Annotated in this window: 24 protein-coding genes; 11 read left to right on the top strand and 13 right to left on the bottom strand. The window is 68.3% G+C overall.

The window, feature by feature from the left end; genetic code table 11:
* Positions 1-16: 16 nt before the first annotated feature.
* The gene (locus DRV85_RS11915) at positions 17-457 is read right to left on the bottom strand and encodes a c-type cytochrome (RefSeq protein ID WP_113289692.1); all 441 of its coding nucleotides are present in this window, start codon (positions 455-457) and stop codon (positions 17-19) included.
* Between the two features lie 129 nt (positions 458-586).
* Here DRV85_RS11915 and DRV85_RS11920 point away from each other — a divergent pair, with 129 nt between their 5' ends.
* Positions 587-1,816 carry an MFS transporter gene (locus DRV85_RS11920; RefSeq protein WP_113289693.1) on the top strand — a complete coding sequence of 410 codons (1,230 nt, stop codon included), beginning with the start codon at positions 587-589 and terminating at the stop codon, positions 1,814-1,816.
* On the opposite strand, the gene DRV85_RS11925 is transcribed toward DRV85_RS11920, so the two are convergent.
* Together DRV85_RS11925 and DRV85_RS11930 are read right to left on the bottom strand one after the other, a co-directional pair.
* On the bottom strand, positions 1,813-2,685 hold the full coding sequence (locus tag DRV85_RS11925; RefSeq protein ID WP_113289694.1) for a PfkB family carbohydrate kinase: 873 nt from the start codon (positions 2,683-2,685) through the stop codon (positions 1,813-1,815). The two genes, DRV85_RS11920 and DRV85_RS11925, sit on opposite strands and share 4 nt — an antisense overlap.
* 70 nt (positions 2,686-2,755) lie before the next feature.
* The gene (locus DRV85_RS11930; protein ID WP_113289695.1) at positions 2,756-5,011 is read right to left on the bottom strand and encodes an NADP-dependent malic enzyme; all 2,256 of its coding nucleotides are present in this window, start codon (positions 5,009-5,011) and stop codon (positions 2,756-2,758) included.
* A gap of 219 nt (positions 5,012-5,230) precedes the next feature.
* Between DRV85_RS11930 and mutS the strand changes: the two genes are divergently transcribed.
* The gene (mutS, locus tag DRV85_RS11935; RefSeq protein WP_113289696.1) at positions 5,231-7,888 is read left to right on the top strand and encodes a DNA mismatch repair protein MutS; all 2,658 of its coding nucleotides are present in this window, start codon (positions 5,231-5,233) and stop codon (positions 7,886-7,888) included.
* Here the strand turns inward: mutS and DRV85_RS11940 are convergent.
* Complete coding sequence (locus tag DRV85_RS11940) at positions 7,876-9,159, bottom strand: PP2C family protein-serine/threonine phosphatase (RefSeq protein ID WP_113289776.1); 1,284 nt, start codon at positions 9,157-9,159, stop codon at positions 7,876-7,878. The genes mutS and DRV85_RS11940 overlap by 13 nt on opposite strands.
* Before the next feature lie 225 nt (positions 9,160-9,384).
* Here DRV85_RS11940 and DRV85_RS11945 point away from each other — a divergent pair, with 225 nt between their 5' ends.
* Positions 9,385-9,675 (top strand): Hpt domain-containing protein, encoded by a 291-nt coding sequence (locus DRV85_RS11945; protein WP_113289697.1) that lies wholly within the window; start codon positions 9,385-9,387, stop codon positions 9,673-9,675.
* Positions 9,676-9,681: 6 nt separating this feature from the next.
* Here DRV85_RS11945 and DRV85_RS11950 read toward each other — a convergent pair whose 3' ends face one another.
* Positions 9,682-10,488 (bottom strand): SDR family NAD(P)-dependent oxidoreductase, encoded by an 807-nt coding sequence (locus DRV85_RS11950; RefSeq protein WP_113289698.1) that lies wholly within the window; start codon positions 10,486-10,488, stop codon positions 9,682-9,684.
* 11 nt (positions 10,489-10,499) lie between these two features.
* Positions 10,500-11,729, bottom strand: coding sequence for a threonine ammonia-lyase IlvA (ilvA, locus tag DRV85_RS11955; RefSeq protein ID WP_113289777.1), 1,230 nt, complete (start codon positions 11,727-11,729; stop codon positions 10,500-10,502).
* Positions 11,730-11,832: 103 nt separating this feature from the next.
* On the opposite strand from ilvA, the gene DRV85_RS11960 reads away from it, so the two are divergent.
* From DRV85_RS11960 to msrA, 3 genes are all read left to right on the top strand, one after another.
* Positions 11,833-13,050, top strand: a complete 1,218-nt coding sequence (locus tag DRV85_RS11960; RefSeq protein WP_113289778.1) for an argininosuccinate synthase — start codon at positions 11,833-11,835, stop codon at positions 13,048-13,050.
* Positions 13,043-13,459, top strand: coding sequence for a DUF1810 domain-containing protein (locus DRV85_RS11965; RefSeq protein WP_113289699.1), 417 nt, complete (start codon positions 13,043-13,045; stop codon positions 13,457-13,459). Before DRV85_RS11960 ends, DRV85_RS11965 begins: the two co-directional genes overlap by 8 nt.
* A 241-nt stretch (positions 13,460-13,700) precedes the next feature.
* On the top strand, positions 13,701-14,369 hold the full coding sequence (gene msrA / locus DRV85_RS11970) for a peptide-methionine (S)-S-oxide reductase MsrA (RefSeq protein ID WP_113289700.1): 669 nt from the start codon (positions 13,701-13,703) through the stop codon (positions 14,367-14,369).
* On the opposite strand, the gene DRV85_RS11975 is transcribed toward msrA, so the two are convergent.
* Genes DRV85_RS11975 through DRV85_RS11985 form a run of 3 tightly spaced genes read right to left on the bottom strand, consistent with a single transcriptional unit; the run spans position 14,366 to position 16,676 of the window.
* A complete protein-coding gene (locus DRV85_RS11975; protein ID WP_113289701.1) occupies positions 14,366-14,968 on the bottom strand; it encodes a Smr/MutS family protein in 603 nt (200 codons plus the stop codon). The two genes, msrA and DRV85_RS11975, sit on opposite strands and share 4 nt — an antisense overlap.
* On the bottom strand, positions 14,965-16,008 hold the full coding sequence (gene mltA / locus DRV85_RS11980) for a murein transglycosylase A (protein ID WP_113289702.1): 1,044 nt from the start codon (positions 16,006-16,008) through the stop codon (positions 14,965-14,967). Before mltA ends, DRV85_RS11975 begins: the two co-directional genes overlap by 4 nt.
* Positions 16,008-16,676 carry a Tim44/TimA family putative adaptor protein gene (locus DRV85_RS11985; RefSeq protein WP_113289703.1) on the bottom strand — a complete coding sequence of 223 codons (669 nt, stop codon included), beginning with the start codon at positions 16,674-16,676 and terminating at the stop codon, positions 16,008-16,010. The genes mltA and DRV85_RS11985 overlap by 1 nt, the downstream gene beginning before the upstream one ends.
* Positions 16,677-16,781: 105 nt before the next feature.
* Here DRV85_RS11985 and DRV85_RS11990 point away from each other — a divergent pair, with 105 nt between their 5' ends.
* Both DRV85_RS11990 and secB read left to right on the top strand, forming a co-directional pair.
* Positions 16,782-17,321, top strand: coding sequence for an FxsA family protein (locus tag DRV85_RS11990; RefSeq protein ID WP_113289704.1), 540 nt, complete (start codon positions 16,782-16,784; stop codon positions 17,319-17,321).
* A gap of 180 nt (positions 17,322-17,501) precedes the next feature.
* Entirely contained in the window at positions 17,502-17,984 is a 483-nt protein-coding gene (secB, locus tag DRV85_RS11995; protein ID WP_420820919.1) for a protein-export chaperone SecB, read from the top strand.
* Between the two features lie 4 nt (positions 17,985-17,988).
* Here the strand turns inward: secB and dnaQ are convergent, their stop codons facing one another.
* The 4 genes from dnaQ to DRV85_RS12015 are packed head-to-tail and all read right to left on the bottom strand — an operon-like array spanning position 17,989 to position 20,693.
* The gene (dnaQ, locus tag DRV85_RS12000) at positions 17,989-18,681 is read right to left on the bottom strand and encodes a DNA polymerase III subunit epsilon (RefSeq protein ID WP_113289706.1); all 693 of its coding nucleotides are present in this window, start codon (positions 18,679-18,681) and stop codon (positions 17,989-17,991) included.
* Positions 18,674-19,270 (bottom strand): dephospho-CoA kinase, encoded by a 597-nt coding sequence (coaE, locus tag DRV85_RS12005; RefSeq protein WP_275401720.1) that lies wholly within the window; start codon positions 19,268-19,270, stop codon positions 18,674-18,676. The genes dnaQ and coaE overlap by 8 nt, the downstream gene beginning before the upstream one ends.
* Positions 19,267-20,097 carry a shikimate dehydrogenase gene (locus DRV85_RS12010; protein WP_113289707.1) on the bottom strand — a complete coding sequence of 277 codons (831 nt, stop codon included), beginning with the start codon at positions 20,095-20,097 and terminating at the stop codon, positions 19,267-19,269. The genes coaE and DRV85_RS12010 overlap by 4 nt, the downstream gene beginning before the upstream one ends.
* Positions 20,094-20,693: a Maf family protein gene (locus DRV85_RS12015; protein ID WP_113289708.1), complete on the bottom strand. Its 600-nt coding sequence runs from the start codon at positions 20,691-20,693 to the stop codon at positions 20,094-20,096. The genes DRV85_RS12010 and DRV85_RS12015 overlap by 4 nt, the downstream gene beginning before the upstream one ends.
* A 409-nt stretch (positions 20,694-21,102) precedes the next feature.
* Here DRV85_RS12015 and hemJ point away from each other — a divergent pair, with 409 nt between their 5' ends.
* The 3 genes from hemJ (at position 21,103) to mnmE (ending at position 24,266) form a co-directional block, all read left to right on the top strand.
* A complete protein-coding gene (hemJ, locus tag DRV85_RS12020) occupies positions 21,103-21,555 on the top strand; it encodes a protoporphyrinogen oxidase HemJ (RefSeq protein WP_113289709.1) in 453 nt (150 codons plus the stop codon).
* 125 nt (positions 21,556-21,680) lie between these two features.
* Entirely contained in the window at positions 21,681-22,952 is a 1,272-nt protein-coding gene (rho, locus tag DRV85_RS12025; RefSeq protein ID WP_113289710.1) for a transcription termination factor Rho, read from the top strand.
* 33 nt (positions 22,953-22,985) lie between these two features.
* Complete coding sequence (mnmE, locus tag DRV85_RS12030) at positions 22,986-24,266, top strand: tRNA uridine-5-carboxymethylaminomethyl(34) synthesis GTPase MnmE (RefSeq protein ID WP_113289711.1); 1,281 nt, start codon at positions 22,986-22,988, stop codon at positions 24,264-24,266.
* The last annotated feature ends 15 nt before the right edge of the window (positions 24,267-24,281 follow it).

Raw genomic sequence — 24,281 nt, forward strand, 5'->3', positions numbered from 1 at the left:
TGTCTGCCTGTCCCGGTCAGCTCTCGCCGGACGACTCGTCCGGGGCCACGTCCATCAGGTAGGCATAGATGTCCACCGCGCCTTCGCGCAGCTTGAACGCCATCTTGGAGCGGGCGCTGCTGTTGCCCGTATATTCGCGCAGGAAAGCCTGCGGGTCTTCGGTGTAGGCGACGAAATTCTCCTGGTTCCACTCGAGGCCCATCTCGGCCGCCTCGAGAATGCCGTCGCCGTAGCGGAAGTCTTCGACCTGCGCAGCCGGGCCGCCCACGACGCCATAGAGGTTGGGTCCGACGCGTCCGCCACGCTGGATCATCTCGCCGTCGGGGCTTTCGATCATGTGGCAGGCCTTGCAGCGGTTGAACAGATTCTCGCCCTCGGCCGGATCGCCGGCATCCTGTGCCAAAGCGGGCGCAGCGATCGTCGCGGCCATCATCAGGGTCGTGGCTCTCAGGATCATTCGTCTCTCTCCCTCGGTTAGCTGGGGTCACAGTTTAGTCCGCCATGTCGGTTGTCAACCTGGCGACCCCGAGGCCGGGGGAGGAGACGCAGCTTGCGTCGGCCGGCCCGGAGGCGCAAGGGGAACGCCATGCGCTATCTTTCGTTCCTGCGCGACAACGCGCCCTGGCTCGCCGCGGGCGTCTTGCTCGCCTTCCTGTCGAGCTTCGGCCAGACCTTCTTCATCTCGGTCTTCGCCGGCGAGATCCGCGCCGAGTTCGGCCTGTCGCATGGCGCCTGGGGGCTGATCTACACCGCCGGCACCGGCGCCTCGGCGCTCGCGATGCTCTATGCCGGCGTGCTGACCGACCGTTTCCGCGCCCGCGCGCTGGGCGCGGCCGTGCTCGTGCTTCTGGCCGCGGCCTGCCTTTTCATGGCCGCCGTGCCGGCGCTCTGGGCGCTGCCGGTGGCGATCTTCCTGCTGCGCTTCGCCGGGCAGGGCATGACCAGCCACATCGCGATGGTCGCGATGGCGCGCTGGTTCGTGGCGACGCGCGGCCGCGCGCTGTCCACCGCGACGATGGGCTTCGCGGCGGGCGAGGCCTTCCTGCCGCTGATGTTCGTCTCGGCGCTGGCCTTCGCGGACTGGCGCGCGCTCTGGATCGTGGCCGCCGCGCTTGCCCTCGCCGGCATCCCGGCGCTGCTGGCGCTGCTGCGGCGCGAGCGGCTGCCGGCGGCGATGGCCGCAGAAAGCACGGCGACTCTCGGCATGGGCGCGGCACACTGGACGCGGGTCGCGGCGTTCCGCCACTGGCTTTTCTGGTGCATGGTCCCGGCCCTGCTGGGGCCTGCGGCCTTCAACACCGCCTTCTTCTTCCAGCAGGTGCACATCGCCGAGGTGAAGGGATGGAGCCACCTGGAACTGGTCGCGCTCTTTCCGGTCTATACCGGCACCTCCGTCGTCGCGATGCTGCTCTCGGGCTGGGCGCTCGACCGGCTTGGGACCGCGCGGCTGATGCCCTGGTTCCAGCTGCCGATGGTCGGCGCCTTCCTGCTGCTGGCGGTGGCGCCCACGCCGGCCCTCGCGCTGCCGGGGCTCTTCCTTATGGCGTTGACGACCGGCGCCAATTCGACCCTGCCCAACGCCTTCTGGGCCGAGTTCTACGGCACCCGCCACCTTGGCGCGATCAAGGCGATGGCCGCCGCGGTCATGGTGCTGGGCTCGGCCATCGGGCCGGGCGTGACGGGCACCCTGATCGACGCAGGGATCGGCATCGAAACGCAGTTCGTGGGCATCGCGGCCTATTTCGTGGCGGCGAGCGCCTGCATGGCCTTCGGCATCCTGCGCGCCGCGCCCTCGCTGCCACCCCGGCCGGCCTAGGGCCCGAGGCGCGCGTCCTGCACGTCCTTGAGGTCGGGGATCGCGTCCGCCGTGCCGGGCCGCGTCACCATCAGCGCCGCGGCCACCTGCGCCTGCCCGATCGCCTGGGCCATCGGCAGCCCCCGGTCGAGCCCGGCCAGCAGATAGCCGGCGAAGGTGTCTCCCGCGCCCGTGGCATCCACCGCCTCGACGCGCGGCGCGGCGAAGTCCTGCACACCTTCGGCCCCGTGCCACCGCACGCCATCCGCGCCACGGGTCACAAGAACATCAGGAACCCCCAGATCCGCAACCCGGCGCCCCAGCGCCGCCTCGAGCTGCTCCGCCTCAACGCGGTTGAGAATCAGCAGGTCGAGCACGTCCAGCACCGCGCCCACCGCCTGCGCGTCGAACGGTGCGGCGACATAGGCCGTGTGCAGGCCCAGCCGCTTCGCCGTGGCGAGCCATGCGCCCTGCCCGTTCGTCTCGTTCTGCGCCACCGCGCGGTCGCCCACCCGCGCCTCGGCGAGCGGCGCGTCGCGGGTCTCGTCGGGGATCGCGACATTGGCGCCCGGCCAGATCAGGATGCTGTTCTCGCCGGCCGGGTCCACCGCGATCACCGCGTGCCCGGTCACCTCGCCCACCTCCGCGATGTGCCGGGTATCCACGCCGTATTCCAGCAGCCGTTCCACCGCCCAGCGCCCGTCGGGCCCCACCGCGCCCACATGCGCCACCCGCGCTGCCGCCCGCGCGGCGGCCACGGAGAGGTTCGCGCCCTTGCCGCCGAGCCCCCGCGTCAGGCTCTCGGCCGCCAGCGTCTCGCCCGGCCCCGGCAGGCGCGGGACACGATAGGCGAAATCGGCGTTGATCGAGCCGAGGTTCCACAGGGTCATCGCGCGCGATCCTTCTTCTTGCTCCGAGTATTTCCGACGGAGGCGGAGGCGGCGGCCGCGGGCACGGCCGTCACCCTACCTTGCAGGCCGCCAGCACCGCCATGTTCAGGATGTCGTTCGCCGTCGAGACCGTCGAACAGAGCTGGATCGACGCGTCGATGCCGGCAAGGATCGGGCCGATAACCGTGGCCCCGCCCATCTCCTGCATGAGCTTGACCGAGATCGAGGCAGAGTGCCGCGCCGGCACGACGAGGATGTTGGCCGGCCCCGAAAGCCGCTGGAACGGATAGGCCGCCTGCGCGCGGGCGTTAAGCGCCACGTCCACCGTCATCTCGCCTTCGTATTCGAAATCGACGCCGCGCCCGTCCAGCACCTGCGGCGCGCGATGCATCTTTTCGGCGCGTTCCGAGACAGGGTAGCCGAAGGTCGAGAAGCTGACGAAGGCCACCCGCGGCTCGAGGCCGAGATGCCGGGCCACGTCCGCCGCCCGCTCGGCGATGTTGGCGAGATCCTCGGCGTCGGGCCACTCGTGCACCAGCGTATCGGCGATCAGCACGATCCGGCCCCGGTGCAGGAGCGCCGTGACCCCGGCCGCGCCGTGGCCGGCATCGGCGTCGAAAACATGGTTGATCAGCCCCATGACATGCGCCGACTTCCGCGTGGCGCCGGTCACGACCCCGTCGCCGTGCCCATGCGCCAGCATCAGCGCCGAGAACACGTGTCGGTCGCGGGCGGCGAGGCGGTGAATGTCCTGCATGTCGTGGCCGCGCCGCTGGAGCCGTTCGTAGAGAAACCCCTTGTAGGTCTCGAGATGGTCGGTGTTGGCGGCGTTCACGACCGTGAGTTCGCGCACCGCGTCGCCCATGCCCTCCGCCTCGAGCTTGGCCTTCACATCCGCCTCGCGGCCGACGACGAGCGCGGTGCCGAAGCCGGAACGCTGATAGGTCACCGCGGCGCGCAGCACCCGGATGTCGTCGCCCTCGGCGAAGATCATGCGCGCCTGCGCGCGGCGCGCGCGCTCGGTGATGCCGCGCAGGATGCTGGCGGTCGGGTCCATCCGGCTCTTGAGCGCCGTCTGGTAGCCGTCCATGTCCACGATCGGCCGCCGCGCCGCGCCCGTGTCCATGCCGGCCTTCGCCACCGCCGGCGGCACCCGCCAGATGAGGCGCGGATCGAAGGGCGTGGGAATGATGTAGTCGCGCCCGAAGGTGAGCTTGCGGCCATAGGCCATCGCCACCTCGTCGGGCACGTCCTCGCGCGCCAGTTCGGCCAGGGCGCGGGCGCAGGCGATCTTCATCTCGTCGTTGATCGCGCGGGCGTTGATGTCGAGCGCCCCGCGGAAGAGGTAGGGAAACCCCAGCACGTTGTTGACCTGATTCGGGTAGTCCGAGCGGCCGGTCGCCACGATGGCGTCGCGCCGCACCTCCTGCGCCTCCTCGGGCGTGATCTCGGGGTCCGGATTCGCCATGGCGAAGATCACCGGGTTGTCGGCCATGCTCGCCACCATCTCGGGCGTCACGGCGCCCTTCACCGAGACGCCGAGGAAGACGTCGGCACCCTGCATCGCCTCTTCCAGCGTGCGCAATTCGGTCTTCACCGCGTGGGCCGACTTCCACTGGTTCATCCCCTCGGTGCGGCCCTGGTGGATCACGCCCTTGGTGTCGCAGACGATGCAGTTGTCGTGCCGTGCCCCCATCGCCTTCAGGAGTTCGATGCAGGCGATGCCCGCGGCGCCGGCCCCGTTGAGCACGATGCGGCAGTCCTCGATCCGCTTTCCCGAGAGATGCAGCGCATTGATGAGACCCGCCGCGCAGATCACCGCGGTGCCGTGCTGGTCGTCGTGAAAGACGGGGATGTCCATCTCGTCCTTCAGCCGCTGCTCGATCACGAAGCAGTCCGGCGCGCGGATATCCTCGAGGTTGATGCCGCCGAAGGACGGGCCCAGCAGCTTCACCGCGTTCACGAAGGCGTCCACGTCCTCGGTGTCGATCTCGAGGTCGATGGAATCGACGTCGGCGAAGCGCTTGAAGAGCACCGCCTTGCCCTCCATCACCGGCTTGGAGCCCAGCGCGCCGAGGTTGCCGAGACCCAGCACGGCGGTGCCGTTCGAGATCACGGCGACGAGATTGCCCTTGTTGGTGTAGTCGTAGGCCGTCTGCGGCTCCTGCGCGATGCGCAGGCAGGGCACCGCCACCCCCGGCGAATAGGCGAGGCTCAGGTCGCGCTGCGTGGTCATCGGAACCGTCGCCGTGACCTCCCACTTGCCGGGGCTCGGCTCGTGGTGGAAGGCGAGCGCCTCCTCGTCGGTGATGCGGCTCTGGCTCATCTGACCCTCCGGAATGCCTCGCCCGCTCTTAGCCCGCGCATGCCCGCGCCACAACGCCGCCTCCCTTTCAATGGTCCCCGAATGGCCCGGCCGCAGGCAAGACCGCAGCCGCGACATTCGCTGCTTCGCCAGGCTATGCCCGCGACACGGGATTCGCGGCTTTCGCCGGCCGTGCCCCTCGCCTAATCTCCGCAGCGCCGTGTGCCAGAGGGGGACCGCATGACCGCCGCGACGCCGATGATGGCGCAGTATCTGGAGATCAAGGCGCAGCACCCCGATGCGCTCCTGTTCTACCGGATGGGCGATTTCTACGAGATGTTCTTCGACGACGCCGTCGCGGCGGCCGAGGCGCTGGACATCGCGCTCACCAAGCGCGGCAAGCACGGCGGCGACGACATCCCGATGTGCGGCGTGCCGGTGCATTCGGCCGAGAGCTACCTGCTGACGCTGATCCGCAAGGGCTTCCGCGTTGCCGTCTGCGAACAGATGGAGCGCCCCGAGGAGGCGAAGAAGCGCGGCGCGAAATCGGTCGTGAAACGCGAGGTGATCCGCCTCGTCACGCCCGGCACGCTGACCGAGGACTCGCTTCTGGAGGCGCGGCGGCACAACTACCTCGCCGCCTATGCAGAGGCGCAGGGGCAGGGCGCGCTCGCCTGGGCCGACATCTCGACCGGGGCGCTGCACGTCATGGCGCTCGCGCGGGTGCGGCTGGGGCCGGAGCTGGCGCGGCTCGCCCCTGCCGAAGTGCTGCTCTCAGAGGCGCTGGAGCCCGATTGCGCCGGAATAGTGACGGAGTCGGGCGCGGCGATGACGCCGCTCGCCCGGTCCGTCTTCGACAGCACGGGGGCCGAGAAGCGGCTCACCCGGCTCTTCGGGGTGGAGACGCTCGACGGCTTCGGCGCCTTCTCGCGGCCCGAACTCGCGGCGATGGGCGGCCTCGTGGACTATCTGGAGCTCACGCAGAAGGGTCGCCTGCCGCTCCTGCGCCCTCCAATGCGCGAGGCCGCCTCCGGCGTCATGCAGATCGACGCCGCGACCCGGCGCAACCTGGAACTGACCCGTTCGCTGCAGGGCGGCCGCGCCGGATCGCTGCTGGCGGCCATCGACCGGACGGTGACCGCGGGCGGCGCGCGGCTGCTCGAGGCGCGGATCGGCGCGCCCTCGCTCTCGCTCGAGACGATTCACGCGCGGCAGGCCGCGGTGGCCGCGCTGGTCGAGGATACGGAGCTCGCGGCGGATCTGCGCGACCTGCTGCGCCGGGTGCCGGATCTCGACCGCGCGCTCTCGCGCCTGTCGCTCGATCGGGGCGGGCCGCGCGACCTCGCCGCAGTGCGGGACGCCATGGAGCAGGCCGACGCTCTGGCGCGGCGGTGTGCCGGTCTCGACCTGCCCGGGTTGCTCACCGACGCGCTGGGCGCGCTCACAGGTCACGAGGCACTGCGCGATCTGCTGGCCGACGCGCTGATCGCCGAGCCGCCGCTTCTTGCACGCGACGGCGGTTTCGTGGCCGAAGGGTTCGACGCCGAACTGGACGAAACGCGCGAGTTGCGGGACGAAGGGCGCGGCGTGATCGCCGGGCTGCAGGCGCGTTATGCGGAAGAGACTGGAATTTCATCGCTCAAGATCAAGCACAACAACGTCCTGGGCTATTTCATCGAGACCACCGCCACCCATGCCGAACGCATGATGGCCCCGCCGCTTTCCGAGACCTTCATCCATCGCCAGACCACCGCCAACCAGCTGCGCTTCACCACCGTGGAGCTCTCGGAGCTCGAAACCCGCATCCTCAACGCCGGCGCCCGTGCCCTGGAGCTGGAGAAGGCGATCTTCGCAAGACTGCGGGCCGCGATCCTCGACGAGGCCGGGCCGCTGGGCCAACTCGCCGCCGCGCTGGCCGAGATCGACCTCGCCGCCGCGCTGGCGGATCTGGCGCGCGGCGCCGACTGGGCGCGCCCGCATGTGGACGCGAGCCGGGCCTTCGAGGTGACGGGCGGGCGGCATCCGGTGGTGGAGGCCGCGCTGCGCGCCGAGGGCGCGTCCTTCGTCGCCAACGACTGCACCCTGTCAGCGGAAAGCGACGCGGCGGCGATCACGCTGCTGACCGGCCCCAACATGGCCGGCAAGTCCACATGGCTTCGGCAGAACGCGCTGATCGCGCTGCTCGCCCAGATCGGCGCCTTCGTGCCGGCCGAGGCGGCGCGGATCGGCCTCGTCAGCCAGCTCTTCAGCCGCGTCGGCGCGTCGGACGATCTGGCGCGGGGGCGCTCGACCTTCATGGTTGAGATGGTCGAGACGGCGGCGATCCTCAATCAGGCCGACGACCGCGCGCTGGTGATCCTCGACGAGATCGGTCGCGGGACAGCGACCTACGACGGCCTGTCCATCGCCTGGGCGGTGATGGAACAGCTGCACGAGGTGAACCGCTGCCGCGCGCTCTTCGCCACGCATTACCACGAACTCACGGCGCTCGCCTCCCGCCTCGACGGGGTGCGCAACGCGACCGTGGCGGTCAAGGAATGGCAGGGCGAGGTGATCTTTCTGCACGAGGTCAGGCCGGGCGCCGCGGACCGCTCCTATGGCGTCCAGGTGGCGCAGCTCGCCGGCCTGCCGGCCTCGGTGGTCGCGCGGGCGCGCGAGGTGCTCGAGGCGCTCGAGGCGGGCGAGCGCGACACCGGCGCACGCCCCAAGGCGCTGATCGACGATCTGCCGCTCTTCGCCGCTGCACCGCCGCCTGAGCAGACCGCCCCCGGCGCGCCCTCGCAGGTCGAGGAGAGGCTCGCCGCGCTGCATCCTGACGAACTGACGCCGCGCGAGGCGCTGGAACTGCTCTACGAGCTCAAGGCGCTCGCCACCGAGGATGGCGGTCAGCCGCGGTAATCCAGAAGCGCGGCGGAGATATCGTCCTCGGCCGCCATGCCGGTGCCGGTGGCCTGCCGCAGATGCCCGAGCAATTCATCCAGAAACGTGCGCCCCGAGCGTTCCGGCGTCACACGGGCCACGAGCTCGCCCAGTCCCTCGTCGCCCAGAAGCGACCCGTCGGGCAGCTGCGCCTCGGTGAAACCGTCGGAGTGCAACAGCAATCTGTCGCCAGGGGCGAGGCGCGCCTCGATCTCTTCGAAGCGCGCCTCCGGCAGAAGACCCACGGGCAGCCCGCCCTGCCCGATGAACTCGCGGCGGCCATCGGCGCGCAGGATCATCGGGTGCGGGTGGCCCGCCTGCACCAGCCGCACCCGGCCTGATCGCAGATCGACGGTCGCGTAGACCATGGTGAAATACTCCTCGACGCCCCTGTCGGCGGCAAGCCGCTCGTTCAGCAGGCGGGCGACCTCGGCAGGCGGTCTTAGCGCGAAGAACCGCTCGAAGCGGCGCGTCACGGCGACGTTCTGATCCAGGAATTCCGACGAAAGGTATCCGCTGACCCGCGCGGCCATCAGCGCCGAAGTCACGCCGTGACCCGACACGTCGATCGCGTAGATCCCCAGTGTGCCGTAACCGGGGCTGAAGGCGCCCACGAGATCGCCGCCCACCTGCCCGCAGGGCTGGAAGAGCAGGTTCACCTCGGACTCGCCGAACCGCCGTGTGCGCTCCGGCACGAGCGATTCCTGGATCTTGCGCGCCTGTTGGAGATCGGCATCGAGCATGGCCTGCGCCGCCTGGAGCTCGGCCAGCGTCTGGCTGATGAGCCGGTTCTTTTCGCTCAGTTCCCGCTCCATCCGGAGGATGCGTTCGCCTGCGGCGAGGCGGGCGCGCAATTCTGCGGCATCGACAGGCTTCGTCAGGAGGTCGTCGGCGCCGCAGTCGAGACCATGCGCAACCTCTGCCTTTTCGCTCCGCGAGGTCAGCAGGATGAAATAGACATAGCGGCCCGTCGCGAGCGCGCGCAGGGCGCGGCAGAGGTCGATCCCGCTCATCCCGGGCATCATCCAGTCGCTCACCACCAGATCGGGCGGCGCCTGACGGCACAGCGCGAGCGCAGCTTCGCCCGAGTCGGCCTCCATCACGCGGTAGCCCGCGCGGCCGAGCAGCATGGAGAGCAGACGGCGCTGCAGCCGGCTGTCGTCCACGACCAGGACGGTCCGAAGGCAGCGCTCCGCCGTCGTGGCGGTGCCTGCCGGGCCGCCGGCGCCGGAAGAGGGAGTGGCAGTCATGCTCGAATCCTCGGGCATCGGCAGACGCTTGCGGAGGCCAATGTCGGCGGTGCCCGCCAACATCGTTCCCGACGCAGCCGAGGCCGAAGGCTGCGCGGATAGGTGTGAAGGCGCCGTTAAACGCGCAATTTTCCGCATCCGGCAGCGCGCGTCCGTCGTGAGGTAATGATCCCTTTACGCCTTTCCGCGCATCTGCTCGCGGGGGCTCCGGATCGAGAGGATCCCATGATCGATTGGACCTGCGTGAGCGACCTGCGCGAGGAAGTGGGCGACGAAGACTTTCAGGAGGTGATCTCCCTTTTCGTGGACGAGGTGGAAAGCGCGCTCGCCGGGCTCGATCCTGCCGCGCCTGCATCGGAGGATCTGCACTTCCTCAAGGGAAGCGCTCTCAATCTCGGCTTCACCGCGCTCGCACGGCGCTGCGCGCCACCGGCGGATGCCGAGGACCTGCGCGCCTGTTTCGCGGAATCGAAGGCCGTGTTCCTCGCGGAACTGCCGCGCAGGCTCGCGGCCTGACCCGCCTCAGACCAGGCGGTGGATCGTAACCGGATCGGCCCGGCCGTGTTCCTGAAGCGCTCGGCGCCGGAGCGCGCGCATGCCTTCCAGCCAGCGTTCGGGGTCGCCTGCCTTGCGCGCGACATGTGTCGCCACCTGCGGGTGCGGCAGGATCAGGAAGCGCTCGGCCCGCATTCCGTCGAGCACGGCCTCGGCGACCGACTCCGGCGAGAGCACGCCCGAAGCGTCCCCTGCGTCGCCGTCCGCGTAACCGATCATCGCGGTGGCGACGTATTGCGGACAGACGACCGAGACGCGCACCCCGTCGTCGCGATGGGTGATCGCGAGCGATTCGGCGAACCCCACGGCGGCATGCTTGCTCGCGGTGTAGGCGGCGTCGCCGATCTGGGCCAAGAGACCCGCGGCAGAGGCCACGTTGACCAGATACCCCTCGCCGCGCGCGATCATGCCGGGCAGCACGGCGCGGGCGGCATGCACCTGCGCCATGACGTTGACCTCCCAGCAGGCCTGCCAATGCGCGTCAGGGGCCGAGGCCGCGTGATCGGGCTCGCCGAAGCCCACGCCGGCGTTCGACACGAAGATCTCCACCGGCCCCAGCCGCTGTTCCGTCTCGGCGACGAGCGCCTCGATGTCGCGCGCACAGCGCACGTCGCAGCGCATGCCTTCAGCGCCCAGTTCCGCCGCCGTCTGTGGGGCAGCTTCCAGATCGGCCAGCATGACGCGGCCGCCCTCCCGAACCAGGGCAGCGGCGATGGCGCGGCCGATTCCGCGCCCTCCGCCGGTCACCACGGCCACTCGTCCCCCAAGCTCCATCGCCGCCTCCTTCAGATCAGGAACTGCGCCAGGATCTCGTCGTCGGTGATGTCCTGATAGGTCATCCCGGCCGCATCGAGCCGCGCGAAGAGCCGTTCGAAATTGCCCGCCTGCGTGGTCTCGATCCCGATCAGCACCGAGCCGAAGTTGCGCGCGGACTTCTTCAGATACTCGAAGCGGGCGATGTCGTCCTCGGGCCCCAGGAAATCGAGGAAATCCTTCAGCGCGCCGGGCCGCTGAGGCAGCCGCAGGATGAAATACTTCTTCACGCCGGAATAGCGCTGCGCGCGCTCCTTCACCTCGGGCAGACGCTCGAAGTCGAAATTGCCGCCGGAGGTGACGCAGACCACCCGCTTCCCGCGGATCGTCTCCGTGATGTCGGGAAGCACGTCGAGAGCGAGCGCGCCCGCCGGCTCGAGCACGATGCCCTCGACATTCAGCATCTCGAGAATCGTGCCGCAGATGCGGTCCTCGGGCGCACCGAGAACGTGGGCGGGATCCACGTCGCGCAGCCGCGCGAAGGGATGGTCGCCCACCATCGCCACCGCCGCACCGTCGACGAAGGTGTTGATCGCCTCGAGCCGCACCGGCTCTTCGGCCGTCAGCGCGGCGAAGAGGCTGCGCGCGCCCTGCGGCTCCACGAAGGTCATCGCGGTGTCAGGCCCGAACCAGCCGCGCACCCCGGCCGAGAGGCCCCCGCCACCCACCGGCAGCACGATACGGTCGGGCGGGCCACCCAGCTGCGCCTCGATCTCGAGACCGACGCTCGCCTGCCCCTCGATCACGTCGGGGTCGTCGAAGGGCGAGAGAAACTGCGCCCCGGTCTTCCGGCAGTGCTCCTGCGCCGCGCGCAGGGTGTCGTCCACGTAGTCGCCCACGAGCCGCACCTCGACGGCGTCGCCGCCGAACATCCGCGTCTTCTGGATCTTCTGCTGCGGCGTGGTCACGGGCATGAAGATCACGCCCTCCACCCCGAAATGCCGGCACATGTAGGCCACGCCCTGCGCGTGATTGCCCGCGCTGGCACAGGCGAAGCGGCGGCCCTGCCCGATCCGCTTGCGCATCGCGTTGAAGGCCCCGCGCAGCTTGTAGGAGCGCACCGGCGAAAGATCCTCACGCTTGAGCCAGATCTCGGCGCCGTAGCGCTCGGACAGATGCGCATTACGGGTGAGCGGCGTGGGCTCGAACACCTCGCGCATGGCGGCCTCGGCGGCCCGGACGGCGTCGCGGAACTCGGTCATGCCGGCACCCTTGCCGCGCGGGCGCAGCCCGCGCAAGCCCCGCCGCCTTGCGGGCCTGCGGCAAAGGCGCTATCCGCGCCTCGGTTTCCGCGGGAGAATGACGATGGACGCGCCGAAGAAAGTCGTGCTGGCCTATTCCGGCGGGCTCGACACCTCGATCATCCTGAAATGGTTGCAGACGGAGTACGGCTGCGAGGTGGTGACCTTCACCGCCGACCTGGGCCAGGGCGAAGAGCTGGAGCCCGCGCGCGCGAAGGCCGAGATGATGGGCGCCGCCGCGATCTACATCGAGGACCTGCGCGAGGAATTCGTGCGCGATTTCGTCTTTCCGATGTTCCGCGCCAACGCCGTCTACGAGGGGCTCTACCTGCTCGGCACCTCGATCGCGCGGCCGCTGATCTCCAAGCGGCTGGTCGAGATCGCGGCGCAGGAGGGCGCGGACGCCGTGGCGCACGGCGCGACCGGCAAGGGCAACGATCAGGTCCGCTTCGAGCTCTCGGCCTATGCGCTCGACCCGGAGATCAAGGTGATCGCCCCCTGGCGAGAGTGGGATCTGACCAGCCGGACGAAGCTCATCGACTTCGCGGAAAAGAACCAGATTCCCATCGCCAAGGACAAGCGCGGCGAGGCGCCGTTCTCGGTCGACGCAAACCTTCTGCACACCTCGTCCGAGGGCAAGGTGCTGGAGGATCCCGCCGAGGAGGCGCCGGACTACGTCTATCAGCGCACCATGGACCCCGAGGCTGCGCCCGATACCCCCGAATATGTCGAGATCGGCTTCGAAAAGGGCGATGCCGTCAGCATCGATGGCGAGCGCCTGTCCCCCGCCGCACTGCTGACGAAGCTCAACGAACTGGGCGGCAAGCACGGCTGCGGGCGGCTGGACCTGGTCGAGGGGCGCTTCGTCGGCATGAAGTCGCGCGGCATCTACGAGACGCCGGGCGGCACGCTGCTCTTGGAGGCGCACCGGGGGATCGAGCAGATCACGCTCGACCGAGGCGCCGCCCATCTCAAGGACGAGCTGATGCCGCGCTACGCGGAACTCATCTACAACGGCTTCTGGTTCTCGCCCGAGCGCGAGATGCTCCAGGCGGCGATCGACCGCAGCCAGGAGCACGTCACCGGCACCGTGCGCCTCAAGCTCTACAAGGGATCGGCGCGCACCGTCGGCCGCTGGTCAGAGCATTCGCTCTATTCCGAGGCGCATGTCACCTTCGAGGACGACGCCGGCGCCTACGACCAGACGGACGCGGCGGGCTTCATCCAGCTCAACGCGCTGCGGCTGAAATTGCTGGCGGCGCGCAAGCGGCGGCTTGGCTAAGCTGTCCGAATTCGTCGCGGCGCAGGAGCCGGTCTGGCCTCGGGTCCGGGCCGAGCTCCGCGCAGGCCGCAAGACCAGCCACTGGATCTGGTGGGTCTTCCCGCAACTGGCCTCGCTCGGCCGGTCCGAGCGCGCGCGCCATTTCGGCCTGTCGGGCCTGGACGAGGCCGCGGACTACCTCGCGCACCCCGTCCTCGGCCCGCGGCTGGAAGAGGCGGCGCAGCTGATGCTCGCACATGACGGCACCCCGCCCGAGGATGTGCTGGGCGAGGTGGACGCGCTGAAACTGCGCTCCTCCATGACGCTCTTCGAGGCGGTGCCGGGGGCGCCGGAGGTCTTTGCCCAGGTGCTCGACCGGCTTTATGACGGCGCCCGTTGCCCGCACACGCGTGAGGCGCTGGGCCGCTGAAACTAATATCGCCACCCGCTTTGCGCTTGCGTCACACATGCCGCCACGGGTTGCGCCCCGGCCCGCGCCCAGGTCTTTCAATGGTCCAGAAATACCCAGGTCGCCGAGCACGGTTCCCCCGCTCCGCTTCATCTCTCTCCCGAGCTCCCGTTCACCTCTGCGTGACGCACGGTTTCGTGGCTTGTCCTGATGCGTTGCACCGGCGGACCCTGACGTCATGCGAACCGGGAGGACGAACGCCATGATCGCTCTCAAGACCCTCAAGCCCGCATTGCTCGCGGTGTTGATCGCGGTAGGTTTCACCGTGAAGGCCACCGATGCGCACGCGGCGGAGACCGCAACCATCACGGTCGCCGGCGGCTGTTTCTGGTGCGTGGAGGCCGACTTCGAGAAGGTGCGCGGCGTGACGGAGGTCGTCTCGGGCTACACCGGCGGGACCGTCGCCAACCCGACCTACAAGCAGGTCGTGCGCGGCGGCACCGGCCATTACGAGGCGGCGCGCATCCGCTACGACCCCGCGCAGGTCAGCCGACCGCAGCTCTACGATCTGTTCTTCCGCTCCATCGACCCCTTCGATGCGGGCGGGCAGTTCTGCGACCGCGGGGAAAGCTACCGTTCCGCGATCTTCGTGGGCAGCGAGGCCGCGCGGAAGGACGCAGAGGCCGCCAAGCGCCGCGCCGAACAGGAGCTGGGGCGCGAGGTCGTCACGCCGGTCCTCGATCTGGGCGAGTTCTACCGCGCCGAAGACTATCATCAGGACTACTACAAGAGCGACGAGCGTCTGCCAGTCTCCTCGGTCGGCATCGCCGTACCGAAGAGGGCCGCCTATGAGCGCTACCGCGACCGCTGCGGACGTGACGAGCGGGTGCGCGAGATCTGGGGCGACGACGCGCCCTTCGCCGGCAGCTAGCGCCGGCGTCTGAGATAGACGTAGAAAGCGCCTGCGCCGCCGTGCTTCAGGTGCGCCTCGCGGATCTGAAGCACGCACCCCGCCAGCGGCGGCGTGGACAGCCAGTGCGGCAACTGATGACGCAGGACGCCGGGCCGCCGGGGGATCGGCCCCTCGTCTTCCGAGCGCCGCCCCTTGCCGGTGATGACCAGCACGAGGCGCCGTCCTTGGGCATACGCCGAGAGGATGAAGGACTGCAGCGCCGCGTGCGCCTCGTCGGCCCGCATCCCGTGCAGGTCGATCCGCGCCTCCGGGTCGAGGCGACCGCGCTTCATCCGCTGGTGCGTCTTGCGGTCCATGCGCAGCGGCTCGGATTTGACTCGTTCGGATACCGAAGGCGCGAGGTCATGCGCGCCGGTGCCACCCGATGCCGACTGGCCGATGCGAAAGGGCGAGGGGGCAGGACGCTCCTGTGTCTGGCTGCGTCTGGCCGCCGGCGCGGTCCGCTTCGGCGCATCGTCGCGCTGCGGTGCAGGCCGGGCGCGGTCCAGCGGCTGCGCGGTCTTGGCCACCTCGTGCCAGAGCGCGAGTTCATCGGGCCGGAGACGGCGGCGGCTCATTGCAGCGGCTCCGGCAGCATCGCATAGGCACGCTGAATGGGCATGAGCACGACCATGCGGCCGGGATCGCGCAACCGCCCGGCGCGCCGCCCGGCTTCGGCGCCTGTTCCGAAGAAGATGTCGGCCCGCTGCGCGCCCTTGATCGCCGAGCCGGTATCCTGCGCGATCATCAGGCGGCGCATCGGCGTCTGGCCGTCCTTCTCGATCCAGACGGGCGCACCCAACGGCACATGCGCGGGATCGACGGCGACCGTGCGCAGGGGCGTGACCGACCGGTTCATCGCACCGAGCGGGCCGCGATCCGCCGGCACCTCCGTCACTTCGCGAAAAAAGACGTAGGACGGGTTGTGGAAGAGCAGATCGCGCCCCTCGGCCGGGTTGCGGCGGACCCAGTTGCGGATCACCTGGGCCGAAACCTGGTAGGGCTCATAGACGCCCCGGCGCACCAGTTCGCGGCCGACGGAACGGTAGGGGTGGCCGTTGCCGGCGCCGTAGCCCACCCGGATGAGACTGCCGTCCTGAAGGCGGATACGTCCCGAGCCCTGGACCTGGAGAAAGAAGAGTTCGACCGGGTCATCGACCCACGCGATCTCTAGCCCGCGCCCTTCCAGAATACCGCTGGTCGCGATCTCCTGTCGCGTGAGCCAGGGCGCATTCCGCGTGAGTTCCGGCGGCGTGCGGTAGAGCGGGTAGCGGAAGCGCGGCGTCCTGCGCCGCGCGCCGTCGAGTTCCGGCTCGTAATACCCGGTGAAGAGAGCGGGTCGGCCGTCCTCGATCAGCACCGGGCGAAAAAAGAGCTCGAAGAAGCGGCGCGGATCCTCGTCCCCTTCGGTCTGCGCGAAGGCGCAGAGCGCGCTCCAGTCCGGCGCCTCGAGATCGGGACAGGTCTCGAGAAAAGCATCGAGCGCTGCGGCGTGGTCGTCCTCGGCCCAGCCGCGCAGATCTTCGAAGTCGAGAAGCGAGCGCGTTGTCTCGGCCTGGCCCGCGGATCCGGTCATCGTCAGGCCCAGAGCGAGTGCTGCGCCCAGCGCCCGCAGCATCACTCGCCCGTTGCGACCAGCTGCCAGTTCGGATCGTCGGAGCCCATGACGCGGCCGAAGGTCCACACGTCCTTCTGGCGACGAACCTCCGTCGGGCTGCCCTCCACGACCTGGCCCTCGCGGTTCTTCACCACCGAGGTCAGCTCGCCCACGAAGCGGACAGTGACCTCGCCCATGCGGCTCGAGGTATCGAAGGTCGCATCGACCAGCGTGACCTCGCGCAATCCGACGAATTCGGCTTCGATGGTCAGACCCTGCGCCTCACGCTCGCGCACGACCTCGTCGAAGCTTTCGTAGACGTCCTCGGCGAGAAACGGCTTCACGCTCTCCATGTCGCCCTTCTCGAACGCCATGAGGATCATTTCGTAGGCGCCCCGGGCACCCTGCAGGAACTCGCTCACCGAGAAGCTGGAATCCGCCGATTTCATGCGTGCGAGCGCCTCGGCCGCGTCGGAGCCCTGCGGCACGTGATCCGTGATGTCCTCGTCGGGGCCACCTTCGATCACCTCGAACTCCGGTCGGCGCGGCGCGGCCCGGGTCTGCTGCTCCGGCCCTGAGACGGGCGGCTTCTCAAAGCCGTCGCGTGTGCCGAGCACGCTGCGCAGGCGCAGGATGAGAAAGACGGCGATGCCGGCAAGCACCAAGAGCTGCAGGAGCGGGGAGTTCATCTGAACCTCACAGGGCGCGCATGGAAACGAGCGATGTCCGTGCATATGTAGGTAAGGCAGGTGCACAAGTCCACCGCAAGCTCGAGTCCGAAAGGAGCGCACCTCATGTGGCTTCTGGCAGCCTTCATCGCGGTTCCGCTGATCGAAATCGCCCTCTTCATCCAGGTCGGCGGCTGGATCGGTCTGTGGCCGACCCTCGGAATCGTGATCGCGACCGCCGTCGCCGGCACCTGGGCCGTCCGCAGTCAGGGCCGCGCGACGCTCGATGATTTGCGCAAGCGATTCAACACACTGGGTGATCCGTCGGAACCGCTGGCGCATGGCGCGATGATCCTGTTCTCGGGCGCGCTCCTGCTGACACCCGGCTTCTTCACGGATGCGGTCGGGCTGTTGCTTCTGGTGCCATCCGTGCGGGTCGCCTTGATGCGGTGGCTCGGGCGCAGGATCGAGGTGCAGCGCTTCGAGATGGGGACCGGCCCGGCGGGGCCAAATGCCGCGCGTCGGCCGCCGCGCGCTCAGGGTGACGTGATCGACGGCGAATGGGAGCGCGTGTCGCGCGAGGACATGCCGCATGACGAGCCGGCACAGGAGTCGCCATCCGCGAAGCGCCCGACACATCAAGGGTCCGGCTGGACACGCCACTAGCACCGCGGCGCTGATTGAGGCTCGCCGCGCTCGCTGGTAGATCATCTCATGAATGCAATTTGAGCGGAGACCCCGATGAACGATAACGAGAATGGCAACGGCCCCGCGGATCAGGGCGCGACCCCTGGCGTGGCGGCGCAGGATCCCCAGCAGCAGCCGCAACAGCAGCAGCAACCCCGGATGAACGTGCTCGCGCAGTACATCCGCGACATGAGCTTCGAGAACATCCTGGTCCAGAAGGGCGGGCAGGCACAGGGCCAGCCCGACGTCCAGGTCCGGGTCAATCTAGACGCCAAGCGCCGCCAGGCCGAGAACCAGTACGAGGTGTCGATCAAGCTGAACATCGACTCCAAGTCGAAGGAAACCGGCACCCAGCTTTTCCTGCTGGAAATCGACTACTGCGGCGTCTTTCAGGTCGAGAACGTGCCGGAGCAGCAACTGCATCCCTACCTGCTGATCGAATGCCCGCGGATGCTGTTCCCCTTCCTGCGCCGCATCGTGAGCGACATCACGCGGGACGGCGGCTATCCGCCGCTGAACCTGGAAACCATCGACTTCGTCAGGATCTACCGCAACGAGATCATGCGGAGGCAATCGGAACAGCAGACCCAGGGCGAGGCGGCACCTGCGGCAGAACCGAGCGGCCCGACCGGCACCGCCTGATCCGTCAGGCGTCCGGCCAAAGGCTCTGGTCCCCAAGCCTGGCGACGAACGCGTCGTGCGCTTCGGCTTCGGCCTGCGTGATACGTGGCGGCAGCGGTCTCGGTCGCTGCCCCGCGCGCCAGCCCTGGTCCATCATGGCCCCGTCGCCGGTTCCGGCTGCCGAGAGCCCGAGAGACAGACCCGGCTGGCGGCCGCCGATCAGCTCCAGATAGACTTCGGCAAGGATCTCGGCATCGAGCAGCGCGCCGTGCAGCGTGCGGGCGGAATTGTCGATGCCGAATCGCCTGCACAGCGCATCGAGCGACGCGGGCGAGCCCGGAAACCGCTTGCGCGCGATCGCCACGGTGTCGATCGCCCTCTGCATCGGCAGCTCCGGCAGGCTGATGCGTGCGAGCTCCGCGTTGATGAAGCGCATGTCGAACTCGGCGTTGTGGATCACCAACCGGGCATCGGCGATGAACTCGATGAAACGGTCCGAAATTCCCGCGAACAAGGGTTTGTCGCGCAGAAACTCGTCACCCAAACCGTGAACGGCAAAGGCCTCTTCCGGCATCGGCCGCTCGGGGTTGATGTATTCGTGGAAATGGCTGCCCGTGGGAACATGGTTGTAGAGTTCCACGGCCCCGATCTCGACGATGCGGTGGCCGTCGAAAGGGTCGAGGCCCGTCGTCTCGGTATCCAGGACGATCTCACGCATCGTTCATCCGCCTCCTGATGTCAGCCACGATCCGGCGCACCTGTTCGCGCGCGTGCTCCGGCGTGTCGGTCACGATGACATAATCGGCGCGCGCCGTCTTTTCCGGGTTGGGGATCTGACGTGCGAGAACGCGGTCAAGATCGTCACCGCTCATGGTCCCCCGCGCGAGCACGCGCCGGCGCTGTTCTTCGGCGGGTACCGTCACGACAGCCACTGCATCCATCTCGCGCTCACCGCCCGTCTCGTAGAGCAGCGGGATGTCGAACACCGCGATGTCCGCCTCCGTCTCCTCCGCGAAAGCCGCCCGATCGGCAGCGACGAGCGGATGCACGATGGCCTCGATCCGGGCAAGCGCGTCGGACGTCTCCGCGATGATGCGCCGCAGCGCGTCGCGCGACACGGTGCCGTCCTCGACTGCCTCCGGAAAGGCGGCGCGAAAGGGTTCCACCGCAGCGCCGCCCGGCCCATAGGCCCTGTGGACGGCCGCATCCGCATCCCAGACGGCGCATCCTTCTTGCTCGAAGAGCCGGGCCGTCGCAGTCTTGCCCATGCCGATCGAGCCTGTCAGCCCAAGCTTGAACGTCTTCACAACAGCGCCTCGCGCGTCGCCTGATCCACCTCGGGACGCATGCCGAACCACCGCTCGAACCCCGGAATCGCCTGATGGATCAGCATGCCAAGACCATCCACCGTGATGCAGCCCATTTCCGCAGCCACGCGCAGTAGCCGGGTCTGCAGGGGCGCATAGACGAGATCGCACACGACTGTTCCCCGGCGCAGCCCGTCGAGAGGCACCCGCAGTTCGGGATGCCCGACCATGCCCAGGGAGGTGGTGTTCACGACGGTCGCCGCCTGCTCGAGGACGTTGCCCGCCTGCACCCAGTCCTCGACGCGGATCCGCGTTCCGAACTCCTGCTTGAGCGCGTCGGCGCGCGCCCGCGTTCGATTGCACAGGATGATCTCCGGCACGCCCGCGTCACGCAGCGCAGAGACGATCGCACGCGCGGCTCCGCCCGCGCCGAGAACGACCGCAGGTCCGGCGCGCGGATCCCAGCCGGGCGCCCCCTGTCGCAGGCTTTCGATGAATCCGTATCCGTCCGTGTTGTCGGCATGAACCTTGCCGTCCTTGCGGAAGATCAGCGTGTTGGCCGCTCCGATGAGCGTCGCCCGGTCGGTCACGAGATCGGCGATCTCGAGCACCCTCTCCTTGTGCGGGATGGTCACGTTCAAGCCGACGAAGCCGGCCTTGGGCAGCGTGCGGATCACCGTTTCGAGATCGCCCGGCGCGACATCCATCGGCACATAGTACCCGCGCAACCCGAGACTGCGCAGCCAGTGACCATGCAGCCGAGGGGACTTGGAATGCGCCACGGGGTGCCCCACCACGCCGGCCAGGGGGATGCGCGTCTCGGTCATGCCTCGATCTCTCCCGTAACCGCCAGCCAGTTCAAGAGCTCGAGCAGGGGCAGCCCCTGAACGGTGAAATGATCGCCCGTCACCGCTGCGAAGAGCCGCACTCCCTCTTCCTCGAGGCGATAGGCACCGGCACTGCCGGCGATGGCCGGCCAGTTTCGGTCGAGGTAGCCGCGCAGATAGGCGTCCGAGAACGCCCGCATCGCCATGCGCGCGACCCCGACGTGCCGCCATATCGGCTCGCCGTCGCGGCACACCACGGCAGCCGAGAGCAAGTGATGCCGCCTGCCGCGCAGGCGCTCGAGTTGCGCGCGGGCCGCCTCGATGTCCGCGGGTTTGCCCAGAACCTCGCCACCGTGTTCCAGAACCTGATCGGCGCCGAGGACGAGTTGTCCCGGGTGCTTCTCACTGATCCGGCGCGCCTTCATCTCGGCAAGGACATCCGCCACGTCGCGCGGACCGGCGTCCTCTGCCTCGAGGGACGCACGGACGGCGACTTCGTCGATCCGCGCCGGATCGACCTCGATCTGCAGCCCAGCGGCCCGCAGAAGACGCGCGCGCGCCTCGGAGCCCGAGGCCAGGACGATCGGTTGCTGCATGGGGAGGTCCTGTGCACCGTTTCCGGAAAGGTTTTGGAAACTTTCTCCGGCAACAGTGGAAAAGATGCAAGCAGCGGGGCATGGCCCGCCTGGCCGCTCGCCGCCCCTGCGTTGTCCCGATGGGGACGGGATGAAGCCGCCCGGCAGGACAACCTTGAACATGCACCGTATCCCGGATGGTTGTCCGCAATTCCATCCCCATGCCGATTTCTCATAAATTATTGTTTATAAATGATAAATTTTGGCTTATCTGCTGTTTTCCAGCGCTTGTCCCCATTGCCGCTCGGCACGTGGACAAACGCAGGGACAACCGGGATATCCCGAGGGTGCCTGCAGACCTACAACCACAACTTCTTTTCTTTTTTCTTCATTGACTCTAGGGGTGACCGGAACCAGCCCGGAGCCAGCGATGACGGATCTTCTCGCCCTGCTGTATCCATGGACGAAGTCGCTGCACATCCTTGCAGTCATCGCCTGGATGGCCGGGCTGTTCTACCTTCCCAGGATCTACGTCTATCACACCGAACGCTCGACGCCCGGCGACACGATCGACCCGGTCTTTCAGGTCATGGAGTCGAAGCTCCTTCGGCTGATCATGAACCCTTCGATGATCGTGACATGGATCTTCGGGCTACTCCTTCTCTTCACGCCGCAGGCCGGGGCAGGGTGGGCCGAGCTCTGGGTCTGGACCAAGGGGGCGGCCGTAATCGCCATGACCTGGTTTCACATGTGGCTCGCGGCACGGCGGCGGGATTTCGCAGCAGGGCAGAACACGCTGACCGGGCGCCAGCATCGGATGATGAACGAGGTGCCCACCGTTCTGCTCGTGGTGATTGTGCTCTCGGTCGTCCTGAAGTGGTGACGCCGCAGGATTGACTCGCGCAGCGGCGGAGAGTATCGGAGCGACAGCCGCCCGTCCGGCCGGTGCTTTTCCATCGACATCAGACCGCAGGCGCGCGACCGCGCGGCCCGGCACAGGTGCTTCCCATGACCGAGAACCGTCTCAACCTCGCCGATCTCAAGGCCAAGAGCCCCAAGGATCTTCTGGCCATGGCCGAGGAGCTCGAGATCGAGAACGCCTCGACCATGCGCAAGGGCGAGATGATGTTCCAGATCCTGCGCGAGCGGGCGGACGAGGGCTGGCAGGTCGCGGGCGACGGGGTGCTTGAGGTGCTCCAGGACGGCTTCGGCTTCCTGCGCTCGCCCGAGGCGAACTACCTGCCGGGGCCCGACGACATCTACGTCTCGCCGGACATGATCCGGCAGTATTCCCTGCGCACCGGCGACTCGATCGAGGGCGGCATTCGCGCGCCCGAGGGCGATGAGCGGTACTTCGCCCTGGTCTCGGTAGACAGGATCAACTTCGAGGCGCCCGACCGCGCGCGGCACAAGATCGCCTTCGACAACCTGACGCCGCTCTATCCGGACGAGCGCCTCAAGATGGAGATCGAGGATCCGACGATAAAGGATCGCTCGGCCCGGGTCATCGATCTGGTGTCACCCATCGGCAAGGGCCAGCGTGCGCTGATCGTCGCCCCGCCGCGGACCGGCAAGACGGTGTTGTTGCAGAACATCGCGCATTCGATCGAGACCAACCACCCCGAATGCTATCTCATCGTGCTTCTGATCGACGAGCGTCCCGAAGAGGTGACCGACATGCAGCGCAGCGTGAAGGGCGAGGTGATCTCCTCGACCTTCGACGAACCGGCGACGCGGCATGTCGCGGTCAGTGAAATGGTCATCGAGAAGGCCAAACGCCTGGTTGAGCATCGCCGTGACGTCGTCATTCTGCTCGACTCGATCACGCGCCTCGGCCGTGCCTACAACACGACCGTTCCGTCCTCCGGCAAGGTGCTGACCGGCGGTGTGGACGCCAACGCGTTGCAGCGGCCGAAGCGCTTTTTCGGCGCGGCGCGCAACATCGAGGAGGGTGGCTCGCTCACGATCATCGCCACCGCTCTGATCGACACCGGCAGCCGCATGGACGAGGTGATTTTCGAAGAGTTCAAGGGCACCGGTAACTCCGAGATCGTGCTCGACCGCAAGATCGCGGACAAGCGCGTGTTCCCTGCGATCGACATCCTCAAGTCGGGCACGCGGAAGGAGGATCTGCTGGTCGAGAAGGCGGATCTGCAGAAGACCTTCGTCCTTCGCCGGATCCTCAATCCGATGGGCACCACCGACGCGATCGAGTTCCTCCTGTCGAAGCTCAAGCAGACGAAGACGAACTCGGAATTCTTCGACTCGATGAACACCTGAGCAGGCGCGCCGGGCGCGCGGCGTGAAGCGGTCGTGAACGATACGATTTTCGCCCTGGCAACGGCGCGCGGCCGCGCCGGCGTCGCGGTCATCCGGATATCCGGGCCGCGGGCGCCCGAGTCCGGCGAACGGCTGGCCGGGCCGCTTCCGGCCCCGAGGCAGACGGCCCTTCGCGTGCTGCGCCGCGCGGATGGCGAGGCGATCGACCAGGCGCTTGTGTTGCGTTTCGCGGCCGGGGCGAGTTTTACCGGGGAGGAGGTTGTCGAGCTGCAGACGCACGGCAGCACCGCAGTTGTCGCGGCCATCCTGCGGGAGCTGTCGGAGCAACCCGGCCTGCGGATGGCGGAGCCGGGCGAGTTCACGCGGCGGGCCTTCGAGAACGGGCAGATGGATCTCGCCCAGGTCGAGGGCCTCGCCGATCTCATCGAGGCCGAAACGGAACGGCAGCGTGAACAGGCCTTGCGGGTTCTCTCGGGCGCGCTCGGCGAGCGGGCGGAAGCATGGCGCGCAGACCTGCTGCGAGCGGCCGCGTTGCTCGAGGCGGTGATCGACTTCGCCGACGAAGAGGTTCCCGAGGATGTATCCGACGAAGTCGCAACATTGGTGACGCGCTGCGAGACATCGCTGGCGGCTGAGATCGCGGGGACGCGGGCGGCGGAGCGGGTGCGCGACGGGTTCGAAGTGGCGATCGTGGGGGCGCCCAACGTCGGAAAGTCCACATTGCTGAACGCGCTGGCGCGGCGCGAGGCGGCGCTGACGTCAGAGATCGCCGGTACGACGCGGGACGTGATCGAAGTGAGGATGGACCTCGAGGGCCTGCCGGTCACGCTGGTCGATACGGCCGGACTGCGCGAGACGGAGGATCTGGTCGAGCGCCTGGGTGTCGAGAGGGCGCGCGAGCGTGCAGAGCAGGCGGATCTTCGCGTGTTTCTCGTCTTGCCGGGCGAAGCGCCGGGGCTGCCTCCTCGCGACGGGGATATTGTCGTTCAGGCCAAAGGCGATCTGCACGGGGAGGGGGTATCCGGCCGCACGGGGCAAGGGATCGATACGCTGGTCTCGGATATTGTCGGTGTGCTGGAGCAAAGGGTATCTGGCACGTCGGTCGCCACGAGGGAGCGACACCGCGCAGCGATGCAACGGGCATCCAGCTTCCTCGCGGAGGCGCGGGGAAAGCTGGACGATGGACCCGACGCATATGATATCTGTGCCGAAGAGCTTCGCGGAGCGATTCGCGCTCTTGAATCGCTGACGGGACGCATCGATGTGGAGTCGGTGCTGGGCGAGATTTTCGCGTCGTTCTGCATCGGCAAGTAACGGCACACATGTCGC

Source organism: Rhodosalinus halophilus (genome assembly GCF_003298775.1).
GTDB classification, from domain to species: Bacteria; Pseudomonadota; Alphaproteobacteria; order Rhodobacterales; family Rhodobacteraceae; genus Rhodosalinus; species Rhodosalinus halophilus.

Coding starts and splice junctions, on each gene's coding strand:
- DRV85_RS11915 (WP_113289692.1), bottom strand. CDS start 457: ATGATCCTGAGAGCCACGACCCTGATGATGGCCGCGACGATCGCTGCG.
- DRV85_RS11920 (WP_113289693.1), top strand. CDS start 587: ATGCGCTATCTTTCGTTCCTGCGCGACAACGCGCCCTGGCTCGCCGCG.
- DRV85_RS11925 (WP_113289694.1), bottom strand. CDS start 2,685: ATGACCCTGTGGAACCTCGGCTCGATCAACGCCGATTTCGCCTATCGT.
- DRV85_RS11930 (WP_113289695.1), bottom strand. CDS start 5,011: ATGAGCCAGAGCCGCATCACCGACGAGGAGGCGCTCGCCTTCCACCAC.
- mutS (WP_113289696.1), top strand. CDS start 5,231: ATGACCGCCGCGACGCCGATGATGGCGCAGTATCTGGAGATCAAGGCG.
- DRV85_RS11940 (WP_113289776.1), bottom strand. CDS start 9,159: ATGACTGCCACTCCCTCTTCCGGCGCCGGCGGCCCGGCAGGCACCGCC.
- DRV85_RS11945 (WP_113289697.1), top strand. CDS start 9,385: ATGATCGATTGGACCTGCGTGAGCGACCTGCGCGAGGAAGTGGGCGAC.
- DRV85_RS11950 (WP_113289698.1), bottom strand. CDS start 10,488: ATGGAGCTTGGGGGACGAGTGGCCGTGGTGACCGGCGGAGGGCGCGGA.
- ilvA (WP_113289777.1), bottom strand. CDS start 11,729: ATGACCGAGTTCCGCGACGCCGTCCGGGCCGCCGAGGCCGCCATGCGC.
- DRV85_RS11960 (WP_113289778.1), top strand. CDS start 11,833: ATGGACGCGCCGAAGAAAGTCGTGCTGGCCTATTCCGGCGGGCTCGAC.
- msrA (WP_113289700.1), top strand. CDS start 13,701: ATGATCGCTCTCAAGACCCTCAAGCCCGCATTGCTCGCGGTGTTGATC.
- DRV85_RS11975 (WP_113289701.1), bottom strand. CDS start 14,968: ATGAGCCGCCGCCGTCTCCGGCCCGATGAACTCGCGCTCTGGCACGAG.
- mltA (WP_113289702.1), bottom strand. CDS start 16,008: ATGCTGCGGGCGCTGGGCGCAGCACTCGCTCTGGGCCTGACGATGACC.
- DRV85_RS11985 (WP_113289703.1), bottom strand. CDS start 16,676: ATGAACTCCCCGCTCCTGCAGCTCTTGGTGCTTGCCGGCATCGCCGTC.
- DRV85_RS11990 (WP_113289704.1), top strand. CDS start 16,782: ATGTGGCTTCTGGCAGCCTTCATCGCGGTTCCGCTGATCGAAATCGCC.
- secB (WP_420820919.1), top strand. CDS start 17,502: ATGAACGTGCTCGCGCAGTACATCCGCGACATGAGCTTCGAGAACATC.
- dnaQ (WP_113289706.1), bottom strand. CDS start 18,681: ATGCGTGAGATCGTCCTGGATACCGAGACGACGGGCCTCGACCCTTTC.
- DRV85_RS12010 (WP_113289707.1), bottom strand. CDS start 20,097: ATGACCGAGACGCGCATCCCCCTGGCCGGCGTGGTGGGGCACCCCGTG.
- DRV85_RS12015 (WP_113289708.1), bottom strand. CDS start 20,693: ATGCAGCAACCGATCGTCCTGGCCTCGGGCTCCGAGGCGCGCGCGCGT.
- hemJ (WP_113289709.1), top strand. CDS start 21,103: ATGACGGATCTTCTCGCCCTGCTGTATCCATGGACGAAGTCGCTGCAC.
- rho (WP_113289710.1), top strand. CDS start 21,681: ATGACCGAGAACCGTCTCAACCTCGCCGATCTCAAGGCCAAGAGCCCC.